The sequence below is a fragment of the Photorhabdus laumondii subsp. laumondii genome (genome assembly GCF_003343245.1).
GTDB lineage: Bacteria > Pseudomonadota > Gammaproteobacteria > Enterobacterales > Enterobacteriaceae > Photorhabdus > Photorhabdus laumondii.
The window spans coordinates 4258442-4278417 of record NZ_CP024901.1; the positions used below are offsets into that span (position 1 = coordinate 4258442).

General features: G+C 40.9%; 21 protein-coding genes and 1 other RNA gene. 9 read left to right on the forward strand and 13 right to left on the reverse strand.

Annotated features, from left to right (window positions below; all coding sequences use genetic code 11):
* Positions 1-23 precede the first annotated feature (23 nt).
* Genes ubiH through PluTT01m_RS18570 form a run of 3 tightly spaced genes read right to left on the reverse strand, consistent with a single transcriptional unit; the run spans position 24 to position 3148 of the window.
* Positions 24-1202 carry a 2-octaprenyl-6-methoxyphenyl hydroxylase gene (gene ubiH, locus PluTT01m_RS18560; RefSeq protein WP_011147767.1) on the reverse strand — a complete coding sequence of 393 codons (1179 nt, stop codon included), beginning with the start codon at positions 1200-1202 and terminating at the stop codon, positions 24-26.
* Between the two features lie 7 nt (positions 1203-1209).
* Positions 1210-2526, reverse strand: a complete 1317-nt coding sequence (pepP, locus tag PluTT01m_RS18565; RefSeq protein WP_011147768.1) for a Xaa-Pro aminopeptidase — start codon at positions 2524-2526, stop codon at positions 1210-1212.
* A gap of 46 nt (positions 2527-2572) precedes the next feature.
* Positions 2573-3148: a YecA/YgfB family protein gene (locus PluTT01m_RS18570; protein ID WP_011147769.1), complete on the reverse strand. Its 576-nt coding sequence runs from the start codon at positions 3146-3148 to the stop codon at positions 2573-2575.
* A gap of 189 nt (positions 3149-3337) precedes the next feature.
* Between PluTT01m_RS18570 and zapA the strand changes: the two genes are divergently transcribed.
* The 3 genes from zapA (at position 3338) to PluTT01m_RS18585 (ending at position 4598) form a co-directional block, all read left to right on the forward strand.
* Positions 3338-3667, forward strand: a complete 330-nt coding sequence (gene zapA, locus PluTT01m_RS18575; protein ID WP_011147770.1) for a cell division protein ZapA — start codon at positions 3338-3340, stop codon at positions 3665-3667.
* A 110-nt stretch (positions 3668-3777) separates the two neighbouring features.
* Positions 3778-3964, forward strand: a non-coding RNA gene (ssrS, locus tag PluTT01m_RS18580) — 6S RNA.
* Between the two features lie 37 nt (positions 3965-4001).
* The gene (locus PluTT01m_RS18585; RefSeq protein WP_011147771.1) at positions 4002-4598 is read left to right on the forward strand and encodes a 5-formyltetrahydrofolate cyclo-ligase; all 597 of its coding nucleotides are present in this window, start codon (positions 4002-4004) and stop codon (positions 4596-4598) included.
* A 48-nt stretch (positions 4599-4646) separates the two neighbouring features.
* Here the strand turns inward: PluTT01m_RS18585 and serA are convergent, their stop codons facing one another.
* From serA to PluTT01m_RS18605, 4 genes are all read right to left on the reverse strand, one after another.
* The gene (gene serA, locus PluTT01m_RS18590) at positions 4647-5888 is read right to left on the reverse strand and encodes a phosphoglycerate dehydrogenase (RefSeq protein WP_011147772.1); all 1242 of its coding nucleotides are present in this window, start codon (positions 5886-5888) and stop codon (positions 4647-4649) included.
* Positions 5889-6160: 272 nt separating this feature from the next.
* Positions 6161-6820 (reverse strand): ribose-5-phosphate isomerase RpiA, encoded by a 660-nt coding sequence (gene rpiA, locus PluTT01m_RS18595; RefSeq protein ID WP_011147773.1) that lies wholly within the window; start codon positions 6818-6820, stop codon positions 6161-6163.
* Between the two features lie 291 nt (positions 6821-7111).
* Entirely contained in the window at positions 7112-7273 is a 162-nt protein-coding gene (locus tag PluTT01m_RS27165; RefSeq protein ID WP_011147774.1) for a hypothetical protein, read from the reverse strand.
* 318 nt (positions 7274-7591) lie between these two features.
* The gene (locus PluTT01m_RS18605) at positions 7592-8146 is read right to left on the reverse strand and encodes a hypothetical protein (protein ID WP_011147775.1); all 555 of its coding nucleotides are present in this window, start codon (positions 8144-8146) and stop codon (positions 7592-7594) included.
* A 380-nt stretch (positions 8147-8526) separates the two neighbouring features.
* Here PluTT01m_RS18605 and PluTT01m_RS18610 point away from each other — a divergent pair, with 380 nt between their 5' ends.
* Positions 8527-9429: a LysR family transcriptional regulator ArgP gene (locus PluTT01m_RS18610; RefSeq protein WP_011147777.1), complete on the forward strand. Its 903-nt coding sequence runs from the start codon at positions 8527-8529 to the stop codon at positions 9427-9429.
* Here PluTT01m_RS18610 and PluTT01m_RS18615 read toward each other — a convergent pair.
* Together PluTT01m_RS18615 and argO are read right to left on the reverse strand one after the other, a co-directional pair.
* Entirely contained in the window at positions 9426-10148 is a 723-nt protein-coding gene (locus tag PluTT01m_RS18615; RefSeq protein ID WP_011147778.1) for an oxidative stress defense protein, read from the reverse strand. The genes PluTT01m_RS18610 and PluTT01m_RS18615 overlap by 4 nt on opposite strands.
* 113 nt (positions 10149-10261) lie before the next feature.
* Complete coding sequence (gene argO / locus PluTT01m_RS18620; RefSeq protein ID WP_011147779.1) at positions 10262-10885, reverse strand: arginine exporter ArgO; 624 nt, start codon at positions 10883-10885, stop codon at positions 10262-10264.
* 580 nt (positions 10886-11465) lie between these two features.
* On the opposite strand from argO, the gene PluTT01m_RS27000 reads away from it, so the two are divergent.
* The 3 genes from PluTT01m_RS27000 to PluTT01m_RS18630 all read left to right on the forward strand — a co-directional run bounded on the left by PluTT01m_RS27000 (position 11466) and on the right by PluTT01m_RS18630 (position 13628).
* Entirely contained in the window at positions 11466-11615 is a 150-nt protein-coding gene (locus tag PluTT01m_RS27000) for a hypothetical protein (RefSeq protein WP_157852141.1), read from the forward strand.
* A gap of 187 nt (positions 11616-11802) precedes the next feature.
* Positions 11803-13101: a darobactin maturation radical SAM/SPASM protein DarE gene (gene darE, locus PluTT01m_RS18625; protein WP_011147780.1), complete on the forward strand. Its 1299-nt coding sequence runs from the start codon at positions 11803-11805 to the stop codon at positions 13099-13101.
* Positions 13101-13628, forward strand: a complete 528-nt coding sequence (locus tag PluTT01m_RS18630; protein ID WP_228956852.1) for a GNAT family N-acetyltransferase — start codon at positions 13101-13103, stop codon at positions 13626-13628. The genes darE and PluTT01m_RS18630 overlap by 1 nt, the downstream gene beginning before the upstream one ends.
* A 429-nt stretch (positions 13629-14057) precedes the next feature.
* Here PluTT01m_RS18630 and mscS read toward each other — a convergent pair whose 3' ends face one another.
* The 3 genes from mscS to PluTT01m_RS18650 form a co-directional block, all read right to left on the reverse strand.
* A complete protein-coding gene (gene mscS, locus PluTT01m_RS18640; protein ID WP_011147782.1) occupies positions 14058-14930 on the reverse strand; it encodes a small-conductance mechanosensitive channel MscS in 873 nt (290 codons plus the stop codon).
* Positions 14931-15068: 138 nt separating this feature from the next.
* Entirely contained in the window at positions 15069-15440 is a 372-nt protein-coding gene (locus tag PluTT01m_RS18645) for a YacL family protein (protein WP_011147783.1), read from the reverse strand.
* A gap of 2 nt (positions 15441-15442) precedes the next feature.
* Entirely contained in the window at positions 15443-15628 is a 186-nt protein-coding gene (locus tag PluTT01m_RS18650; RefSeq protein WP_041380276.1) for a hypothetical protein, read from the reverse strand.
* 187 nt (positions 15629-15815) lie between these two features.
* On the opposite strand from PluTT01m_RS18650, the gene PluTT01m_RS18655 reads away from it, so the two are divergent.
* A complete protein-coding gene (locus tag PluTT01m_RS18655; protein WP_011147785.1) occupies positions 15816-15995 on the forward strand; it encodes a Dabb family protein in 180 nt (59 codons plus the stop codon).
* Entirely contained in the window at positions 15992-16111 is a 120-nt protein-coding gene (locus tag PluTT01m_RS28320) for a Dabb family protein (protein WP_082302924.1), read from the forward strand. The genes PluTT01m_RS18655 and PluTT01m_RS28320 overlap by 4 nt, the downstream gene beginning before the upstream one ends.
* Before the next feature lie 917 nt (positions 16112-17028).
* On the opposite strand, the gene acnB is transcribed toward PluTT01m_RS28320, so the two are convergent.
* Positions 17029-19626: a bifunctional aconitate hydratase 2/2-methylisocitrate dehydratase gene (acnB, locus tag PluTT01m_RS18665; RefSeq protein ID WP_011147786.1), complete on the reverse strand. Its 2598-nt coding sequence runs from the start codon at positions 19624-19626 to the stop codon at positions 17029-17031.
* Positions 19627-19976: the final 350 nt, after the last annotated feature.

The window sequence follows — 19976 nt, forward strand, 5'->3', positions numbered from 1 at the left end:
TATTTTGTCTGCTTTATCTGCGGTTATCTTTGGGCGACCCAACCTAGAGTCTGACGGGCCAGTATATCCCGCATAGGAGGGCATTTTTCCATCATCATCAGGCCAAAGTTACGCCCGATTTGTAATGGAAAATAACGATTGGCAAATACCCGTATCAATCCATCGGTAATATCAATGGTGTTTTCCCGATCTAAAACCCGTTGCTGTTGATAGTTAGCCAGGACCTGGTAAGCACCAATATCCTGACCAGCAGCAAAAGCCTCAGAAACAATCTGAGCCAGTGTCATAACATCTCGCATACCAAGATTAAAGCCCTGACCCGCAATCGGATGTAATGTTTGTGCAGCATTTCCCACCAGCGCCAATCGGTGGCTAATTTGTTGATTTGCAGTAGATAGTGTCAATGGATAGCGATAACGCTGGCCGGTTTCCAATATTTTCCCCAGTCTCCAGCCAAATGCTTGCTGTAACTGCCTAAGAAATTGCTCATTATTCCAACCCGCTATCTCCTTTCTCCGCGCCAACTGATGGCACCATACCAGCGAGCTCCGCCCCTCAGACATTGGCAGCAAAGCAAGTGGGCCATATTCGGTGAAACGTTCAAATGCCCTACCTCGCGGATGCTCTGAAGTCAGTACATTAGTAATCACGGCAACCTGCTCATAAGCATGCCGCTGCCACTGAATATTACAAGCGTGACCAATGGCAGAATGACTGCCATCTGCTGCTACCAGCAATTCACCTTGCAATCGTTCGCCACTGTCCAAAATGACAGCAACCGATGACAAAGTTCTTTCAACAGCCATAACCTTGGATGGACAATATAGCGTTACACCAGGCGCATTTTTCAGCAATCCGAACAAACCCTGCCCTGCATCATACAATTCAATAACATTACCTAGCGCTGGAATGTTATATTCTTTTGCATAAAGATTCACAAACCCTGCATGACCACGATCACTAACATGAACGTGAGTTATTGGTATCACATAATCTTCCAGAGCAGACCAAACACCAATCTGTTGTAAACGCTGACAAGTACCGTAAGCCAGCGCTATCGCTCTGGCATCAAAGCCGGGATGTTTCTGCTCCGGCTCTGCTGCTTCAATCAGGGACACATGGATCTGCCCCTTACTCAGGGAAGATATCGCCAGCGCAAGCGTCGCGCCGGTCATGCCTCCACCAACGATAATCACGTTCATTCTTAACTTAACCCTGTTTTGCTTCCGCCATCAGAGCTTCAATCTCATCAGCTTCTTTAGTGACACTGGCTGTCAGGTTTTCATTACCTGTTTCAGTGATCAAAATGTCATCTTCAATACGGATACCGATACCCCGATATTCCATCGGTACATCGGCATCTGGTGCAATATACAGCCCCGGTTCAACCGTCAATACCATTCCTGGTTGCAAAATACGGTCGCGCTCTACGCCATAGTCACCGACATCGTGCACATCCAATCCTAACCAATGACCGAGGCCATGCATAAAGAATTGGCGATAGGCTTTGGTTTCGATTAAATGCTCAACTTCACCGTGCATAATGCCCAGTTTCACCAACTCTTCCACCATAATCCGCACCACATGTTCTGTGACCTTGTTGATGCTGGTACCTGGCTTATACAATTCCAACGAAACATTTAACGTTTTCAGTACGATATCGTAAATTTCACGCTGAGCACGAGTAAACTTGCCATTGACAGGGAAAGTACGGGTGATATCTCCGGCATACCCCAGATATTCACAACCTGCGTCAACCAACACCAAGTCACCCTCTTTCATCCTGCTTTCATTCTCGGTGTAGTGCAGAATACAGCTATTTTCACCGCTCCCAACAATCGTGTTGTAAGCAGGATAGCGAGCCCCTTGATGTGTAAATTCGTGATGAATTTCAGCTTCCAGTTGATACTCAAACATTCCTGGGCGGCAAACTTTCATCGCGCGCCTATGGGCCTGAGCACTGATTTTACCTGCCCGGCGCATAGCCTCAATTTCTGCCTTAGATTTGAACAACCGCATTTCATGTACCCAAGGGCGCCAATCAGTTATCGATAAAGGCGCTGAAAGATTACGGCGACCGCCTTTTCTTAATATATCCAACGCATGAAAGACAATTTCATCTGCGTAGGCAAATTCACCTTGCGCGTGATAAACCACATTCAAACCATTCAGCAACAGGTAAAGCTCTTCTTTGATATCATCAAAAGGCAAAGCGCGATCAATACCCAGTTTTTCCGGTGCCGCTTCTTGCCCAAGACGACGACCAAACCAAATTTCCGCAGTCAAGTCACTCGCTCGATTAAAAAGCACACTATGATTATGCGTATCATCACTCTTAATTAATATCAGCACCGCTTCCGGTTCATTAAACCCAGTCAAATAAAGGAAATCGCTATGCTGACGATAGGGATATTCATTATCTGAATTTCGTGGCGCAGGCGGAGAAGAAAAAATAATCGCTGCGCTGGCCGGAGCCATTTTTGCCAGTAAAGCCTGACGGCGGGATAAATATTCTTGTTTGATCATACCCTCTCCTGCGACTTATAATTATTTTGCGTTCAATAAACACCAATTAATGCAATGTTGGTTTATCATTTTTGGCGATTAAAACGGTTTTAGGTTCAGTAAAGGCGATATAGCAAAGCTGTGCGGCCACTTGCACATATTCAAGGACCTCTTCCAGTGCTTGGGACAACTCTTCTTGATCATCACCTTCTTCATAACCAAGCAGACCGATATTGCGCAAATCACCAATAATCTCACTAATCTCTTTTCTATCCGCGAACTTCGGTTGAGCAACCCCTAATCCCAGCAAAAAATGGTTAACCCATCCAGCTAATGCATCTGCTCGTTCAAATACATTATCTTCCTCATCTGGCAGCAATAAACCGAATGCAAAATTACTGTCATCCAATGATTCGAATGTGATTTCACGTAATTCACGCAATTTTTGGGCTAATGGATGAGAAAAAGCTAACCCATCATTCGCTAAGTCATGAACTAAGACCTGCCAACTACTGTCGCGATTACCGCCGCACAGCAGGCCGCTAATCAACCCATGCATCTCCGCTGCCGTCAGTGCCACTGACTGTTGATGCAATGTTTCGTCAAAAGATTGATAATCTGGTAATGAATTCTGTATAGACATGTGTATTGGTCATCGTTGACGGTGTAAGTTCATGCTATGCTACCACCAAGGGGAGTCGCTATACCAGACAACAACCTTAGGTAATCGTGAGTTGTCTGTCGGTATGGCGTTATAATGATTGGCGCCGGTTTCAATTCTTCTATAATTCAGAATTAAAACCGGGACGCAGCAATAAGTCAGGAAGGGGTCATGTCTGCACAACCAGTAGATATCCACATTTTTGGGCGGTCACTACGTGTCAATTGTCCATCAGAGCAAAAAGAAGCATTGCTGGCTGCGGCTGTGGAACTTGAGCAACGTTTAGACGATTTAAAAGAGCGCACCAGAGTAACCAATACTGAACAACTGATTTTTATTGTAGCACTGAATATCTGTCACGAATTGGCACAAGAAAAAGTGAAAACCCGTGACTATGCCTATAATATGGAACAGAAAATAAAGATGCTTCAACAGACTATAGAACAAGCATTAGTGGAACAAGGTCGCATCACTGAGAGTACTATTTCATCAAATGAATGAATTCTATTGATAAATCATGCATTAGTGAGTGAATCATTCGAGAATTAGTTGCTTTCTGTGTTTAGTTTCATACAATAGGTGTCATAAAGTTGCTTACAAGCGCTGAATAAATTTCTCTGAGATGTTCGTTAACGGGGAAAGTCCCCTGAGCCGATATTTCATACATTATAGAATGTGGTGCTCCGTAGTCTGGTGTGCATGCTCGGTCCAGCCGAGAAGCCTTAAAGCTGCGACGCTGCGTTCACCTTGAACCGAGGGTTCAAGGGTTACTACCTGTAACGGCATCTTGGAGAATCTCAACCTTAATCGCTGCTGCTATCCACTGGCAAGTTCTATGCAATCAGAGCACCTATTATCACTCAGACAAAGCATTAGAAAGAAAATACGCCAACAACGCCGTGAACTCACTTCTGAACAACAATCTCTTTTTGCAAGACAGGCTGCTGAGCGAGCAATCAACCACCCCAAAATTCACCAAGCCAACAAAATCGCGCTATTCCTTTCGTTTGATGGTGAACTCGATACCCGTCCACTGATTAACCAACTCTGGCAACAAAATAAACAGATCTATCTGCCGGTATTGCACCCTTTCCGTCATCACCATCTGCTATTTTTAAACTATCAACCCAATAGTCGGCTTGTCAGAAATCGCTTCAATATAGAAGAGCCACCGCTGAATGTTGAGCAGGTTTTACCGTTATCAGAGCTGGATATCATGATGATCCCGCTGGTTGCTTTTGACCGCACAGGACAACGGCTTGGCATGGGTGGTGGCTTTTACGATCGTACATTGAGGCAATGGCAACAAAAAAATTTCTACCCGATAGGTCTGGCGCATAACTGTCAGTTAGTCGATACACTGCCCATAGCCGAATGGGATATCCCATTACCCGAAATCATCACACCTGAAAAAATCTGGCAATGGCAGTAAAAAATGGGTGCCTTACACAAAGCACCCATTTTTGACATATCAAAATACTCAGTAAAGCAGACGAGAACGGATAGTACCCGGCAATGCTTTCAGTTTCTGAAATACCATTTCAGCTTGAGCCGGATTTTCAGTCACAATATCAATCACCACATAACCCATGTCCCCACTGGTACGCAGATACTGAGCGGCAATATTGATATCCTGTTCAGCAAACACCTGGTTAATACTGTTCAATATACCCGGGCGATTTTCATGAATATGTAGAAACCGGTTGGTATCATCAGCATGAACAGGAAGAGACACTTCTGGGAAGTTTACTGCTGATAAGGTAGAACCATTATCAGAGTATTTCGCTAACTTTCCTGCGACTTCATAACCAATGTTTTCCTGCGCTTCTTGGGTAGAACCACCAATATGTGGGGTCAGCAACACGTTATCAAATTTACGTAACGGTGACTCAAATGGATCATTATTGGTTGCCGGTTCAACAGGGAACACATCCACAGCCGCCCCTGACAGATGTTCACTTTCCAATGCATCACATAATGCCGGGATATCCACCACCGTTCCGCGTGAAGCATTAATCAGGATAGAACCCGGTTTCATCAGGGTCAGTTCAGTTGCACCAATCATATTTTTAGTTGATGGCGTTTCTGGTACATGCAAACTAACCACATCACTCATATTCAGTAATTCTGACAAGTGACGTACCTGATGAGCGTTACCTAACGGCAATTTGTTTTCAATATCGTAAAAGTAGACATCCATACCAATATTTTCAGCCAGAATACCAAGCTGAGTGCCAATATGACCGTAACCGATAATGCCCAGTTTTTTACCACGAACTTCATAGCAGCCTTTAGCCTGCTTATCCCACACGCCACGATGAGCTTTCGCATTCGCCAAAGGGATACGACGCAGCAATAACAACAGCTCACCAAGGACCATTTCAGCAACAGAACGGGTATTAGAAAATGGCGCATTAAAGACAGGGATACCACGTTTTGCAGCCGCTTTCAGATCAACCTGATTGGTACCAATGCAAAAACAGCCTACAGCAACCAATTTTTCGGCCGCCTGAAAAATGTCTTCGGTCAGTTGTGTGCGGGAACGGATACCAACAAAATGGGTATCACGAATTGCCTCTTTTAACTCTTTGGGATCTAATGCTCCCTTATGATATTCGATATTGCTATAACCGGCTGCTCGTAGATTTTCTACCGTGCTCTGATGTACACCTTCTAATAGCAAAAATTTAATCTTATCTTTTTCCAGAGATACCTTAACCATTTATCCTGCCTATTGTTACGCTTCGTTACATTTAAGATTCATTCTCTCAACATAACAAAAAAAACGAACACAGCAATATAAACGATTGCTATTCCCATCACATAAGTCTTAATAAAGTAGTTATTATGAGGAATAAAATGATCTGAAAAAGAACAAAATTAGGATTTAGATCAAATAACAATCAGAGATATGAAATATATCACTAAATTCTCCACCTATTCTAAAAGTGAAAAAATTTTTAAGGGCGAAAAATTCCGCCCCTGTAAATAATATTATTGAGTGATGGTTTCCACTCCATCAAGTGTTCCCATCAATACAATATCCGCACCACGGTTAGCAAATAGGCCCACAGTCACCACACCTGAGATACGATTAATTTTATTCTCTAACTCAGCAGGATCGAGTATGGCTAGATTATGCACATCAAGAATCACATTGCCGTTATCAGTCACAACATTCTGACGATATTTTGGTACTCCCCCCAATTTAACCAACTCACGAGCAACATAAGCCCGAGCCATTGGAATCACCTCAACCGGCAGAGGGAATTTACCCAATACCTCAACTTTTTTAGAAGCATCAACAATACAAACGAATTTTTTTGCTATTGCAGCAATGATTTTTTCACGCGTCAATGCAGCACCACCGCCTTTAATCATCTGCATATTGCCATTGATTTCATCCGCGCCATCAACGTAGATATCAAGGGAATCGACTTCATTACAATCGAATACAGGAATCCCCAAACTTTTTAACTTCTCAGTAGAAGCCTCAGAGCTGGATACTGCCCCTTCAATCTGATCTTTAATGGAACCGAGGGCATCAATAAAGTGTGAAGCCGTTGAGCCTGTCCCCACACCCACAACTGTTCCTGGTGTAACAAATTCGAGTGCTGCCCAACCTACTGCTTTTTTTAGTTCGTCCTGAGTCATATCAATTCATTGCCTATTATCAGTTACAAGGAAAGCCTGTCGACTAGTATAAACCTTGATAGCAACAAAGAAACCGCAATTATACCCGTTATCTTTCAAGTTGCCTCTTTGTTGGCTGCACTCACTCACCCCGGTCACATAGTTTTCTATGCTCCCGGGGATTCGCTCCCTTGCCGTCGCGATGCGTCTTGAAATCCATTAGGTATAAGTTGAGTGAGATGAATCATGGAAAATTAAGACTAAATAATGTGAAAAACCCGCCATACTAGCGGGCTACAAAAAGAGTGATGTCTATGCAGCCTCTTTGTTACGACGACGACCTTGCTTTTCTTGACTTGGTGCCTGTGCATGATCTTCTAAAACCGGACCTACTTTCATAAGAAAATCTAAGGTCTCTCCAGCTTTTTTATAAGTTTGAATAGTATCGAACATCGGTTCTTTTTGTGTTCTCATAGCAACACCTCTAAAACAACTTCACATTACTGAACTGATTTAGTCATACAGGACAAAAAATTCCCGACAAAATCTCTCTGTTATGGCCATGCAACAAATTTAGTAAGATTTCACCTTCAACAAATCTAAATGAACAAAATAATTATCCCACCTGGTCTACCAAGATACTATACCCGTTATCTTTCAAGTTGCCTCTTTGTTGGCTGCACTCGCTCACCCCGGTCATCGTTACCTATGCTCCCGGGGATTCACTCCCTTGCCGTCGCGATCCATCTTGAAATCCATAAGGTATATAACACGCATATAAATGCAGAGATGTCAAAGAACTAACGCCTTAGACCTACTCTTCAACTTTGCCGTTAATGTCTTAATATCACATGACATGACATACCCACAACGCTCTAGCTCAAAACCAAACGAGCGATAGTAAGCTATTTTATCCTTAACGGGTTCATGAATCCTGACGTCTTCACCATCAGCCACATTCATGAAAATCAAAGTTGCATACAGAGTATACAAAAGCATCTTTCTATGCAACGGATGATTTTCCATATCCTTCACAAAATTTTCCAATACATGGATGTTAAAACTTTTATCGTTCAAATCATATGTCGATAAAGCGACTCCAGCCGGAGCAGATTCAATTTGGAGATTTTCCCTTGATACGACAAATTTTATGCATAAGCTGAAGCAGTCATGTCGATTACCGACTTCTGTAATATAATATTCCCAGTTAAGCTCACCATACGCTTTTGTTAGCATGTTTGCATCGCTGTCAGAGATAGGACCAACCGCCAAATCTATTCCTCTCTGATCCATATATAACTGCAAAGTATTATACGTTAATTGTGCAACATGTTTCAGTGACAGCATAAAAAGCAACCTTACTTATATTGTTATTAAATAGCCAAAAATAACGATTTTTTAACAACTTTATTGAAAGACTACACTTAAGCGAAACATGCAAACCACCTTTAGCTCGATCAAAAATTCATCATTAAGCTATCAAAAACAGCTTCACCCAGTGCTTTCTCCTGAGCATATCGCCTATTCAACCACGTCAACAAACTCAACCTTCAAAAATGGAACCCCCTTCCCAAAGGCGACCAACCAACAAAAATTTATCCAAATTGGGTATAACATGCTTGATTTCTGAAAAGTAGGATTTTACGGCCCACCAGATAAATTGCCTCATACATCAGAAAAATATGGCATAGTGATATTCAGAAAAATAAATGGAGAATCTTTCTATAATGAAACGCCCTGACTACCGAACACTACAAGCCCTGGATGCAGTGATCCGAGAACGCGGCTTCGAGCGCGCTGCCCAGAAACTCTGTATCACTCAATCCGCAGTTTCTCAACGTATCAAACAGTTGGAAAATCTGTTCGGTCAGCCTCTATTGGTACGCACCGTTCCTCCACGCCCTACCGAACAAGGACAAAAACTACTGGCACTATTGCATCAGGTAGAGTTGTTGGAAGAACAATGGCTAGGCAATGAACAGGGGACCGATACTCCATTGCTGCTTTCATTAGCCGTCAACGCTGACAGCTTAGCAACCTGGCTGTTACCAGCTCTACATCCGGTACTCGCTGATTTACCTATCCGACTCAATATTCAAGTTGAAGATGAAACTCGGACTCAAGAACAGCTAAGAAGAGGTGAAGTCGTTGGCGCAGTCAGTATTCAACCACAGCCTTTACCCAGTTGTCTGATTGATAAACTAGGCGCACTGGATTATCTGTTTGTCGCCTCACCAGAATTTGCGACCCGCCATTTCCCAAATGGGGTTACCCGTTCGGCGTTACTAAAAGCCCCAGCAGTTGCATTCGACCATCTGGATGATATGCATCAGGCATTTTTACAACAGAACTTCGAATTATCACCGGGTAGCGTTCCATGTCATATCGTCAACTCATCTGAAGCCTTTGTACAACTGGCAAAACAGGGTTCCACTTGTTGTATGATCCCACATTTGCAGATTGATCAAGAATTGAAAAATGGTGAACTGATCGACCTGACACCGGGTTTATGTCAGCGCCGGATGCTCTACTGGCATCGTTTTGCACCGGAAAGCAGGACTATGAAAAAAGTGACTGACGCCCTGTTGAAACTTGGGCGTCAGATGTTAAGACAAGATGATATTAATTAAGGTTTGAGCTCAAAAACCACATCAACCTGATCGCTGAAGTTGATGCTATCCTGCTGGTAAGTTTCACCCACTCCAGCAGCAGCACCTCCCGACATCATCACATCAGTATTGCGATACTTCATGTGATCAATCACCTCTGGTGCTCGGTAATTGATACTGTATATCGAGCCAACTTTGCTATTAAAGCCTTTCGCCAAGGCACCAGCTTGTTCAATTGCATTCTCAATCGCTTTCTGGCGGGCTTCATCACGATATTTTTGCGGATTGTCCACACCAAACTGAACAGATACGATTTCATTCAAACCCGCTTTTAATGCACCATCTAGCAGATCATTAAGTTGATCTAACTTACGAACCTTCACCTCCACTGAACGGATCGCACGATAGCCTTTCAGCACCGATTTGCCCGATACATTATCGTACTCATAATCAGGCTGAGTACGCAAATTCGCGGCATCAATATCTTTCTTTTCAATACCGTGATTTTTCAGAAAATCAAAATACTTAGCAACCAGTTCATCAACCTGCTTTTTAGCCCCAGAAGCATCTTTAGCCGCAATATTGACGTTAATCAGCAATGTTGCTATATCCGGTTCTGCTTTCACTACCGCATTACCAGAAGTAATAACATGAGGGACTCCGGGTAAATCAGCAGCCTGTGCAGCAAGTGGCACCCCGGCACTTAACATGGCGGCCAACCCCAATGATTTTAATTTCACACAACCTCCGAAGAAAACCTGTTACAGAAAATGTTCATCCCACGGAAAAACCGAAATATACATGGGATGAATAAAACACTAACACAGAGAGTGTATGCAAAGAAGTGTTCAGCTTAATCAGAAATTAGCAATCCCTGCTTAGCAAGTTGCCATGCGATATACCACATTATGATACAAATAAACCCATTAATAATCCGTTGAGAAAGCGGCTTACTTAGCACAGGGGAAAACCATGCAGCCAGCAATGACAGAGAAAAAAACCAACTAACAGAAGCACTTGCCGCCCCAAAAGTAAACCAAGGCCTGAGGTCTGAAGATAACTGACCACCAATACTACCCAGAACAACAATGGTATCTAAATAAACATGCGGATTTAACCAAGTGACCGCAAAGATGATCGCAACTACCCGCCAACGGTTTTTTACTGAATTATTTACCTGCGCCAATTCAACATTGGCAAACAAAACCACACGTAAGGCCCCCCATCCATACCAGAATAAAAAAGCAACACCTCCCCAGGTGACAAATTGCAAGAGTAAAGTTGACTGACTAAGTAATGCACTACCACCAAATACACCGACACCAATCAGAAAACCATCACTGATCGCGCACAAAGTTGCGCTCATCAAATGAAATTGTCTCCTGCTACCTTGCTGCATGACAAAGGCATTTTGTGGGCCAAGAGGCAAGATCATTGCTGCGCTAAGAAAAAAACCCTGCACAAATGTCGATAACATAAAAAAACTCCTCAATAATTATTCACTTTGCTATTTCAATGTTCAGAATATTAAGAAGAATAGCTCATTAGAGGAAATAAATGTTTCTAATCGATCATAAGAAATTTTAATAACCAACCAAAAATCAGATTCTTACAGGAAAATCATTTAATTAATTCAAAAAAATCAAGCTAATACCCATTCAAAACATTAATAAACCCTTAATTCTGTAAAAATTAAGAAAAATAAATTATCGATTGAATTATATTAGCAATCATTATTACTAGCGCACTCACTATCATAAATAACTATTTTTTCCGAAGCAATGCTGAAAAGATACTAAACCAATCTAAAACAATTTAATATCATATTAATACAGCAATCAAATATTACCAATATCGAATCTTGCCATAAACCTCTTAATGATAACCACATAAAAAAATAACCTGTTACGATAGATTGCAAACACTTAACCGTTTACTTTATAAAATGAGACAATGATAAAAAAACCATAAAAAAACCATGGATTATTGGAATTTATTCACAACATTAACTACTCTTTAATTACTGACTATCAAGCCAATAGAAAATGGGGTTGCATATGAACGTATCTACAAAAAATCATGATGCTAAATTATCCCCTCCGGGGGAGAATAGTAAAAATAAAGATAATAGAGAGATTAATGATAACAGAGATAAATCAGAATACGAAAATTATCCTGAGCTTTCTCAATGGACCTTTAGATTCTAAACACTAACAATTTAACTTAAACAACGGCATTGGTAGTCAGTACCTATACCTAAAATTAATCCCATTAACGCTATTTTATTTATCATTTTACATTCTCAATACTGATGTACTGTATATGCGTATTAATAACTTTACACAGTTTGAATAAAAACCATCTACAAAAATAACACTTAAAAGAGAGGTTAAGATGAACGAAAAAATAGAAGTAAGAAATATAGATGTAAATAGCGATATGAGTACTAATTACACTAAAAAAAGACCTAAAATCCCTCAGGAACTATACGCATATGAAGATATAAAGAAAATTCCAATCCAAGATATCCTTTCTGATGAGGAAATAGAAATTTATGAAAATGAAATGCAGAAAAAAATAAAAGCAAAACCGTTGGGATCTAACAAACTTGTTGTTGTTACCAAAGCGACCAGATTATGCAATCTAAGATGTTCCTACTGCCATTCATGGGCTGAAGGGAAAAATAATACCATGAGTTTTAGCAGTTTAGTTGCTATGACGAAAAGGATCCTCGATATTCCTGATTTAATTAGAATTGAATTTGTATGGCATGGCGGTGAAGTTACAAGATTAAGACCTGAATTTTTCATAAAATTCATTTGGTTACAACAACATATTAAGAGAGATAACCAATTCGTTACCAATGCGATACAAACAAATGCTGTGAATATCAGTGAAAAATGGATAGCATTGATAAAAAGATTGAATATTAGTGTTGGAATAAGTCTTGATGGTCACCCCGAAATTAATGATAGCAGAAGAGTTGATCTAAAAGGCGTTGGCACTTCGAAAAGAATAGAAAAAACAATACAAACATTTAGAAATAACAATATTAAATATGGAGGGCTAGTTGTCGTTGATCGGCTTATTCTTGAAGCAAATAAAAGAGAACTATTAAGCTATTTTGCAAGAATAAACCTCAATGATCTTGTTTTTCTAGATATCGTTCCAGATAACAGGTTGCTTCCAGGAGAGTCTCCAGGTGACAGTTATGTCAATTACTTCGAATACATGGACTTTCTCTCGGAACTATTTCTAATTTGGTGGAAGGAATATAAAGACACAATTAACATTCCTTTATTTAACTCATTTGTTGGTGTTTTGAAAGGTGCTAGTAATGTTCTGATGTCATGTTATTGGTCAGAAAAATGCCATCAAGAAGTTGTTACAATTGAGCCAAATGCAACCGTATCTGCATGTGATAAATACGTCGGAAGCGAAAATTTTTACTATGGTTCATTGCTAGATAATGACTTAAAAACATTATTAGAGAATTCTATACATTATGAAAAATCAGAAAAAGAAGAAATCACTAATAATAACAACATGAAAAATTGCCAGTGGTTTCATTTATGTCACGGTGGATGCCCACAAACGAGAATAAGTAACAGGAAACATAATAAAATGTACTCAGATATATTAGCATGTTGCGGAACTGACAAGCTACTTAATACAATTTCTGGAGTTTTATGATGGAAAATAACAATAAAAACACTAACTTTAATAAAACTGAAATGAATAAATTCACTTTTGTAGAATCAAAATTGAGCAATGAAGAAGTCGTTGATATACATGATATAATGGTGAACTCAGGAGAATTAAGACCTATTGAATACCTTAAGTTATGCCAGAATGAGATTAAAGAATCAAAGAGAATAGTTATACTATGTAGTCATAATACAGAGTTTGTCGGTATGGCACATATTCTCTTAATATCTGAACGCACATCATTTAATGATCAGGGAATTATTGAACTCCATGACCTTTGGGTTAATCCAAAGTGGAGGAGAAATGGCATAGTACTTCCTCTCTCTCGCAAAGTAGAAGAAATTTGTTATCAACGACTTAACGTAAAAAATGTTGGCTTGGCGATACAACTCTATAAAAACAATGAATATATTTTGCGATTTTATATGAAAATTGGGTATAAACCCATTGATTTGCAAATAGATGGTTCTAATACAGTATTATGGATGACAAAAGAAATAGAACCTTTTTAAACGACTGGTATTGAACTATCAATATCAGAGTCTATCCCTAATAGGCGTAATTATTGCAAACAATGGCAAATAAAACAGCCTAATGGGATAGGTTATTAGTCTCTCTATTTAACTCAACAATATCATCATACCGAGATATACCCGTTATCTTTCAAGTTGCCTCTTTGTTGGCTGCGCTCACTCACCCCGGTCACATAGTTACCTATGCTCCCGGGGATTCGCTCCCTTGCCGTCGCGATCCATCTTGAAATCCATAGGGTATAAAACAACCAGATGGTTGTTAAAAATAAGGGATTATTTCGCAGTAACTCAATCCGGTCTGAACGATCACAAAATCAATAAATCACCAACCGGACTGAATTCTGCCAATAATAACGCCAACATCGATACCTTAATATATGCGAAGAGGATCGTGATGATAATCAAACTTTAATCGCTCACCCTATTCTGCGACACAGCTTGGTTCTGATGCAAATAAACATCCATTTGCGGATAAGGAATACTGATATTGTGTTTATCCAATGTGCGTTTAAAGTCCTCCATCAAATCCCAATAAACCTCCCAAGCATCACCATTGGTGGTCCATACACGCACAATAAAATTCAGTGAAGAGGGAGCCATTTCATGCAAACGAATCGTCACGCCTTTTTCATGCTGAATACGATTGTCTGCGGCAATAACATTGCCTAATACTTTTTTAACTTCGTCAATATCCGCATTATACGCCACACCGACCATAATCTGGGTTCGACGATTCGGTTCACGGCTGGTATTAATAACATTATCTGCAATAATTTTCCCATTCGGGATCACGACAATTCTGTCATCTGCTGTACGCAATGTAGTAGAGAAAATCTGCACTTGAACAACAGTGCCTTCAACCGCGCCCAGAATAACATATTCACCCGCACGAATTGGACGAAAAGCCACTAACAATACCCCTGCGGCAAAATTGGACAAAGAACCTTGTAAAGCTAAACCAACAGCTAAACCAGCCGCACCAATAACCGCAATGACAGAAGCCGTCTGAACACCTAATTTGCCCAAAACTGCAATAATAGTGAACGCAATAATCAAATAACGAACAACAGCAGCCAGGAAATCTGATACCGTTACATCAATGCCACGCAATGACATAACTCTTTTTACACCCTTACTAATGAGTTTCGCCGCCATCAATCCCAGAACAAGAATGAGAATAGCAGCAACAGCATTGACCAGATATTGAATGATTAAATCCTGATGATTAATAAGCCAACTTGTAGCTTCATTAATGCCACCAGACAGATTGATATCTTCCATTTAAAACCACCTTGATTCTTTAACTATTTAACCTACCATTGAGTAAAATTACTCGATGACTATCCTTCATAGCAACCATATAACAGTAAGAAAAAAACCTATCGTGCCAGAGAATTATTTTTGTCTATATACAGCCTCTCACCAATCGTACTTTTGCAAAATAAAATCCCGATAATCGGCCAACATATCAATAAAATCCTTGGTACCGCAAAAAGCCAGGCTCTCCTTATCGTAATAACTCATGCCCTCCTCCATCGAATCAGTTTCAAACTCAAGCTGATTGGCACGAACCATAACTTCTTCGTCATCCATTAACAGCGTATATTCATGACCTACAAGTTGCCATTGACGTTCACTACCTTTAATTTCGGCCAACGCTGAGGCAATCTTATCTATCACCGCCAAATCACCTTTAACTTCTTCATTCAGCCACTGACCAATAGCTTCGTGATCCATCGAGAACCGGCTAGTCACCAGTCCAGTGACATCCAGCAAAAATTCGTATTCCATCATTACCTCTGGTGCGTTCTTTCCATTTTAATATTTCCTGGCAATTCCGCCTCAAAATCAGCCCACAAACTGCCAAGAAGTGGGAGATTAAAGCCTCTATGCTGACACAACGGCATGGTTTTCACCGGGATAACCGAAATATACACCCCCAAGTTATTCTTGAGGTTTGTGTCCGCGATGGCTTTCATCGGAGGAGAGTCCAGCCTCAGTGCAAATATAGGCAAATACACTATAATTAATAATATCTCAGAGAAACAAAAACAGCAAAATCGAATACACATCCACTAATTGATGAGATATATTCAAGGATCTTGTAATAGAAAAATTTATTTTCTATCTTGTCAGCAAAAACAAAAACACCTTTCAGGAGCCATTATGATACGCCATATTCTTTTGTTAAAATTCACATCCGAGATAAAACAACAACAATTAACGACGATAAGAGATACCGCTATTTCCATGCAGCATCAGATCAAAGGCATTTCTTCTATCGAGTGGGGAAGTCATGTAAGTAGTGAAAACAAAAAAAAGGTTTTACACATGCTATCACCATGACATTTGATGATCATAAAGCTATTGCAAACTATTTGCCTCACCCAGCGCATGATAAATTAAAAGATCTCCTTATAGATTCGGTCGCTGATATCATCGTCTTTGATTATGAAGTGTAATTTTCATTTATGGTAAATAACCATCTGCTAATCAATGTTCAACATAATGAATATTGTCGGCACGTCTAAGAATAATTAGGTACGCCGATTATTGGTAGAAATAAAATTACGCATCTTTTCATGGGGAATTTAAATATTTAATCAATAATTATACCTTATGGATTTCAAGATGCATCGCGACGAGCATAGGTAACTATGTGACCGGGGTGAGCGAGTGCAGCCAACAAAGAGGCAACTTGGAGGATAACGGTATATATCATTGAAAATTATTAAAAAGATATAACAACCGGATGGGTTAAAACAATATAAAACCAGTTTAAACCGGAGTATTTAAGGAGTATTTAAGGAGTATTTAAGGAGTATTTAAGGAGTATTTAATTTATCATGATTTTGCATAATAAATGCAACATAATAGCACTGAAATTAACCCGATCTGTATGCTGTAAAACCATGTATTTTGGGATTTTATTATGCCGATAATTAGGTTTTTTCTGTTTTTATTTTTTTAGGCTTAAAACCATAAAGAGTAACAGGTTTATTAATAGCATTAAAATAAAATCCAATTTATTTAATGGTTTTTAATACTACTAAACGCTTTTTCTTTTTTCATTGTTAATTTTTTAATGCGGTTAATATTGTTATTTTATCACTTCAATCAATTTAAAATCCGTTCTTCCTAATGTTTTCTCTTTTAATATCAGTTATAGAATGAAACTTTTTACCTCCTTTAAAAAATCCTTAATCACTGTTTTTTTACCTTTAATGATTAAAGTTTTTATTTTTTTTCATGATATGCTTGTCTTTTTTCCAGTATTTAAAGCCACACTAACAGGCAAAAAACGAATTTTCTTAACTAACACTCGTTTTATCATTATCTAAAATGGGAGGTTTTTACCTCCCATTCATTGGTATCGCAATTACACCGTGGTTTGGAAAATCACATCATCCGCTTTTTCAGTGTATTGGTTCAGTTGATCAAAATTGAGATAACGGTAAGTATCTTCCGCAGTCTCATCAACTTTATCCATAAATTGCTGGTACTCTTCCGGTGTAGGTAAACGTCCCAACAAAGAAGCCACAGCCGCCAGTTCAGCCGATGCCAGGTAAACATTCGCCCCCGTCCCCAGACGATTCGGGAAGTTACGAGTCGAAGTGGAGACCACAGTTACACCGTCAGCAACGCGGGCTTGGTTACCCATACACAAGGAACAGCCAGGAATTTCAACCCGTGCCCCACTCTTACCAAAGATGCTGTAATAACCTTCCTCTGTGAGTTGAGCTGCATCCATTTTCGTTGGCGGAGCAACCCACAAGCGAGTTGGTAATTGACCTTTATGTTGATCCAATAATTTACCGGCTGCACGGAAATGACCAATGTTAGTCATACAAGAACCGATAAAAACCTCATCGATTTTACTGTTAGCCACATCAGACAGTAAACGGGCATCATCGGGATCGTTCGGTGCACACAGAATAGGTTGTTTGATTTCAGCCAGATCGATTTCGATAACTGCGGCATATTCTGCATCAGCATCAGCTTCCAACAATTGAGGATCTTTCAGCCAATTCTCCATGCCCGTTACACGACGCTCTAAAGTACGGCGATCACCATAACCTTCGGCAATCATCCATTTCAGCAGCACAATATTGGATTGCAGGTATTCAATAATCGGTGCTTTATCCAATTTAATGGTACAGCCCGCCGCAGAGCGCTCCGCAGAAGCATCCGCCAGCTCAAATGCCTGCTCAACTTTCAGATCTGGCAAACCTTCGATTTCGAGAATACGGCCAGAGAAGATGTTTTTCTTACCTTTCTTTTCAACCGTCAGAAGACCTTGCTGAATCGCATAGTAAGGAATCGCATGAACCAAATCACGCAGAGTAATACCGGGCTGCATCTGCCCTTTAAAACGAACCAGCACCGATTCTGGCATATCCAAAGGCATCACCCCCGTCGCAGCAGCAAACGCTACCAGACCAGAACCCGCCGGGAAGGAAATACCAATCGGGAAACGCGTATGAGAATCACCACCGGTACCAACGGTATCAGGCAACAGCATACGGTTCAGCCATGAGTGAATAATGCCATCACCCGGACGCAGAGAAACACCGCCACGATTCATGATGAAATCAGGCAAGGTATGGTGAGTAGTGACGTCAACTGGCTTAGGATAAGCCGCCGTATGGCAGAATGACTGCATTACCAGATCCGCAGAGAAACCCAAACACGCCAGATCTTTCAGTTCGTCACGGGTCATTGGGCCAGTTGTATCCTGAGAACCAACAGAGGTCATTTTAGGTTCACAGTATTCACCAGGGCGAATACCCACAGTGCCACATGCCCGACCAACCATTTTCTGAGCCAAGGAGAAACCGCGACGACTTTCTTCAACCGCTTTCGCCTGACGGAAGACATCACTGGGGGGTAAACCAAGAGACTCACGCGCCTTACTGGTCAAACCACGGCCGATAATCAGTGGAATACGGCCACCCGCACGCACTTCATCCAACAATACATCTGTTTTCAGTTCAAATTCAGCCAGTAACTCATTGGTTTCGTGGTGACGTACTTCCCCTTTATATGGGTAGATATCAATTACCTCCCCCATATTTAATTTGTTCACATCCAGCTCAATTGGCAGCGCACCGGCATCTTCCATCGTATTGAAGAAGATTGGCGCAATTTTACCGCCCAGAACGACACCGCCACCACGTTTATTTGGCACAAAGGGAATATCGTCGCCCATAAACCATAATACTGAGTTAGTGGCCGATTTGCGGGAAGAACCTGTACCAACCACATCACCGACATAAGCCAGCGGATAGCCTTTCTTATTCAGCTCTTCAATCTGTTTGATTGGACCAATAACACCAGCTTGATCCGGGACAATCCCTTCGCGAGCATTTTTCAACATTGCCAGAGCATGCAGCGGAATATCAGGGCGTGACCATGCATCCTGCGCAGGAGATAAGTCGTCAGTGTTTGTTTCACCCGTCACTTTAAATACCGTGACTGTAATTTTTTCTGCCAATTCAGGGCGTTCCAGATACCACTGCGCATCAGCCCAAGATTGCATAATTTGTTTGGCTTGTGGATTACCTGCTTTTGCTTTTTCTTCTACATCATAGAAGTTATCAAACATCAACAAAGTATGAGAGAGCGCTTTAGCTGCAATTGGAGCCAGTTTTTCATTATCCAAAGCATCAATCAAAGGATGAATATTATAACCACCTTGCATCGTTCCAAGCAGCTCAACCGCCTTTTCTGGCGTAATTAGCGGTGAAATGGTTTCATCTTTCACAATGGCGGCAAGAAAACCGGCTTTTACATAAGCCGCTTCATCAACGCCAGGGGGAATACGGTTAATCAGCAAATCTAACAGGAAATCTTCTTCACCTTTTGGTGGACTCTTCAGTAACTCAACCAGCGCCGCCGCTTGTGTCGCGTCCAATGGTTTAGGGACGACACCTTGGGCTGCACGCTCGGCTACGTGCTTGCGGTATTCTTCTAGCACGACTTTCTCCTCGCTCTCATTGTCATTTTATCTACCCGGCTCTGCACCCGCCTTAGAACCTGCCTCACCAAGCTATTATCTTTGCGTAACAATATGTGTTTTCGCAACAAATAGCCCCTCCTGAAACAGGTTGTTAGTTATGGTTCCGGGTGCCAGGTCAGAGGATTGCCGGCATAACTTAACAAGTGCAAAACAAGTTATGCCCAGCTTCGGGCGCTCAGCATACCAAAATTTGAATACGATGTTAATTCGTTCACAGAAAAGTAACATTAACTGATAGTAATATTCTGAATTAACAGCAGACAAAGCTATTAAAACAGATTATTCCGCTGATTTTTGCCAGTAGCACC